The 3,931-nt window shown below is 68.2% G+C and carries 4 protein-coding genes; 1 reads left to right on the top strand and 3 read right to left on the bottom strand.

Annotated elements, in window-relative coordinates; genetic code table 11:
• Positions 1-91 precede the first annotated feature (91 nt).
• Positions 92-1,039, bottom strand: a complete 948-nt coding sequence (argC, locus tag U4Y91_RS36395) for an N-acetyl-gamma-glutamyl-phosphate reductase (RefSeq protein WP_321809101.1) — start codon at positions 1,037-1,039, stop codon at positions 92-94.
• Positions 1,040-1,157: 118 nt separating this feature from the next.
• Between argC and U4Y91_RS36390 the strand changes: the two genes are divergently transcribed.
• Positions 1,158-2,042: a LysR family transcriptional regulator gene (locus U4Y91_RS36390; protein WP_124666392.1), complete on the top strand. Its 885-nt coding sequence runs from the start codon at positions 1,158-1,160 to the stop codon at positions 2,040-2,042.
• 26 nt (positions 2,043-2,068) lie between these two features.
• On the opposite strand, the gene U4Y91_RS36385 is transcribed toward U4Y91_RS36390, so the two are convergent.
• On the bottom strand, positions 2,069-2,533 hold the full coding sequence (locus U4Y91_RS36385) for a signal peptide protein (RefSeq protein WP_321798128.1): 465 nt from the start codon (positions 2,531-2,533) through the stop codon (positions 2,069-2,071).
• Between the two features lie 60 nt (positions 2,534-2,593).
• On the bottom strand, positions 2,594-3,811 hold the full coding sequence (locus U4Y91_RS36380) for a patatin-like phospholipase family protein (RefSeq protein WP_321809100.1): 1,218 nt from the start codon (positions 3,809-3,811) through the stop codon (positions 2,594-2,596).
• Positions 3,812-3,931: the final 120 nt, after the last annotated feature.

Below are 3,931 nucleotides of genomic sequence, written 5' to 3'. Positions count from 1 at the left end.
GCACCCGCACCCGCACCCGCACCCGCACCCGCACCCGCACCCGCACCCGCACCCGCACCCAAACCGCGGCTCACACCCGCGGCTCAGGCGTTCAAGCCGCTTTCGCCGCGCTCGCCGCGCCGAGCATCAGGTCGAGATTCTGCACGGCCGCGCCGGATGCCCCTTTGCCGAGATTGTCGAACACGGCGGACAGCAGCACCTGAGCGTGATCGTCATTGACGAACACGCTCAGCCGCAGGTCGTTCGTGCCGTTCAGCGCCTGCGGATCGAGATGCGTGATCGTGCGCGTATCCGCGAGCGGCGTGACCTCGACATGGCGCGCGCCGGCGTAATGGTGCGCGAGACACGTGTGCAGCAACTCACCGGTCACGCCGGCCGGAAGAAGGCGCAACTCGATCGGCACCGTAAGCACGATGCCCTGCCGATAGGCGCCGTAAGCCGGCACGAACAGCGGACGGTGCGCGAGCCCGGCATGCAGCTGGATCTCGGGCACATGCTTGTGCGCGAGCGCGAGGCCGTAGACCTGCAGCGGTTTCGCGCGCGCGGCGTCGTTCGATTCGAATGCGTCGACGGCGGCGCGGCCGCCGCCCGAGTAACCGGACACCGCATGGATGCTCACCGGGTAGTCGCGCGGCAGCAGGCCGGCCTGTTGCAGCGGCCGCAGCAGCCCGATCGCGCCCGTCGGATAGCAGCCCGGATTGGTGACGCGCCGCGCGCGTGCGATGGTCTGCGCGTGCCCGTCGGCCATCTCGGGGAAACCGTAGACCCATTCCGGTTCGGTGCGATGGGCCGAGCTCGCATCGATCACGCGTACCGCCGGATTCCGGATGAAGCCGACCGCTTCGCGCGCGGCGGCGTCGGGCAGGCACAGAATCGCGATATCGCATGCGTTGATCGCTTCGGCGCGCCGCGTGGGGTCCTTGCGCTCGGCGTCCGGCAGCGTGACGAGCCGCAGGTCGGTGCGATCCCGCAGGCGCTCGTGGATCTGCAGTCCGGTCGTACCTTGGTCGCCGTCGATATAGACAGTAGGGAGGCTCATGATGGTCGCGTTCCTCGTTTCGGGCATCGGGAAAGCCGTATCGTCCATCGAACGCCTAGAATAGGAAAAGTTGAATTTCCTGATGACCGGATTCAGTTTTCCTGAACGAGAGGTGGGCATGCGCGAGATCAGTCTGGACCGGCTGCGTACGCTGGTCGCAATCGCCGACCAGGGATCCTTCGTGGCCGCCGCGCAACTGCTTCATCTTGCGCCGCCGACGGTCAGCCTTCATGTCGCCGAACTCGAAAGCCGCATCGGTGCGCCATTGCTGTCGCGCACGCGCGGCAACGTACAGCCGTCGACGATCGGTGCGGTGCTGGTGGAGCGGGCGCGCCGTCTGCTGGCCGAGGTCGAGTCGACCCTCGACGACGTGGAGCGGCAAGTGCAGGGTCTGACCGGGCGGGTGCGCCTCGGCGCATCGACCGGGGCGATCGCCCATCTGTTGCCGCAGGCGGTGGCCCGGCTGCGCGAGCAGCATCCGGACATCGATGTGCAGATAGCGGTGCTCACGTCGCACGACACACTGGCGCGGATTGCGCAGGGCTCGCTCGATGTCGGGCTGGTTGCCCTGCCGCAGGCGGCGGTCGCGGGGCTGTCGATCCGCGCGTGGCGGCGCGATCCGGTGCTGGCCTTTCTGCCCGCGGACTGGCGGCTGCCGGCACGCGTGACGCCGGCGTATCTGGCCGCGCGCCCGCTGATTCTCAACGATGCGACCACCCGCCTGTCGCGGCTCACGACGGAATGGTTCGCGCTCGGCGGCCACCGGCCCGAGCCGCGCATCGAACTCAACTACAACGATGCGATCAAGAGCTTGGTTGCAGCGGGTTACGGCGCGACGCTACTGCCGCACGAGGCGGGCGCCCCGTTGCCCGACCCACGCATCGTCATGCGGCCGCTGCGTCCGGCGTTGTGGCGCGAACTGGGCATCGCCCATCGGGCCGGCCCGGTCGAGCGGTCGACCCAGCACGTGCTCGACGCGTTGTGGGCGCTCGGCGCGCGCTAGGGCGCTCAGGGAACCGCGCCGCCGTCCTACAGCCGGTTGTCCTTCGCGAGCATCAGCACGCGCGCCCAGCGCTGCGCATCGCGCTTGTCCATCATCGGCAGTTTCCATTCGCCGCGCACCGCGTCGCGCACGCGCACGACGAGATGCCAGCGGCCGCCGATCGGCGCCGCCTCGCAGCCGTCGAGCTGCGACAACGTATAGCGGCCGTCCGCGCCGTCGTGCGACAGCCACAGCAGCCCCTGCGTCGCGGACACGCGCAGCTCGCCCCACGCGCGATGCACGATGTGGGTCCAGCCTTGTTCCTTCGTGTTCGGTGCGATGTCGCGGCGGCGCTTGATCCACCATGCGATCAGCGCGATCAGGATCGCGGCGGCGAGCACGGCGGCCGCGATCGCGACCGGCTGGCCGAACTGCGCGGCGATGACGTGAAACAGGTGGACGGCGCCCCATCCCAGGGCGATGAGCGCGAACAGCGCAATGAAGATCGGCATGTCGAATCGGAAAAGAGGACGGACCGGCGCAGCCTGCGCGCCGGTCCGTCGCACACGGCATCACCGGCGGCGGTGAATGTCGTGCGTGACGAAGCCCGCGTCGTTGATGGGCAGCGCGAGGCCGTCCTTGACCGCGAGCGTCTTGCGGATGTCGTCGAGACCCGCGCACCAGTGGTCGCGCATCGTCGACAGACCGAACTGATAGTCCTTGTAGTGGTGCTCGTACGCCTTCTGCTGATAGATCAGGTGCTGGATGTTGTACTTCTTCCCGCTCGACATCGCTTCAGCCTCGATGCACCACGGGTCGTTCTTGCGCTGCGCTTCCGGCACCTGCTCGAGCACGTGGCGCAGCACGTTGCGGTAGCGCTGTTCGCGCTGCAGCGTATCGGTGACGAAACGCGTGCGGCTCGAATACTGCACGTCCTTCGTGCGTTCCGCGACGTCGGCCATCGTGCGCGGCAGCGGCCCGCGTGCGCTCCACAGATCGACCTGGAACGCGAGCGTGTCGCGCCGCGGACGCGCGCGCAGCACTTCCATCAGCGGCGTGTTCGACACGACGCCGCCGTCCCAGTAATACTCGCCGTCGATCTCGACCGGCGGGAACGCGGGCGGCAGTGCGCCGGACGCCATGAAGTGCTCGGGCTCGAGGCGGATGCGCGAGTTGTCGAAGTACACGAAGTTGCCGGTGCCGACGTTGACCGCGCCGACCGACACGCGCGTCTCGCCCGAGTTGATCCGGTCGAAATCGCACAGCTTGAGCAGCGTCGCGCGCAGTGCCGACGTGTCGTACCAGCTGATCTTTTCCGGATGATCGGATACGCCCGGCAGCGGCGGCGGGAAGCGCGGCGAGAAGAAGCCCTGCTGGCCCTGCATCATCGCGCTTGCGGCCTGCGATGCGGTGAAGAACGTGCGGATCTGGTCGATGCTGTTGAACAGCGCGAATTCGAACGCGGCCGGAATCGCGGGAAAGAACGCCGGTTGGCAGATCGTTTCCCAGAATTGGCGCAGCCGCTCGACACGATGTTCGGGCGCATTGCCGGCGATCAGCGCGGTGTTGAGCGCGCCGATCGAGATGCCTGCGATCCAGTCGAGCGGAACGCCCGCTTCGTGCAGCCCTTCGAACACGCCGGCCTGATACGCGCCGAGCGCGCCGCCGCCTTGCAGGACGAGCGCGATGGTTTCGTACGGCAGCGACCGCGCAGCGGCCGGCGCGCCGGCTTCGTGATGCAGGTCCGCCGCATCGACGGCCTGCTTTTCTGTACGCGCGTGCGGTTTCATCAGTTGCTCCGAGAAATCCCGCCGTGGATGGCGGAGACGGATGGCGTGCCGTGACTGACGGCACGCCATCGCGAGAATGGGCGGTAGTACGGGAATCGCCTCCCGTCGGGGAGGCGCGGA

Source organism: Burkholderia sp. BCC1993 (assembly GCF_905339865.1).
In the GTDB taxonomy this organism is placed as follows: domain Bacteria; phylum Pseudomonadota; class Gammaproteobacteria; order Burkholderiales; family Burkholderiaceae; genus Burkholderia.
Note: the sequence above shows the minus strand (reverse complement) of the source record. Positions and strands in the feature narration are given on the sequence as shown.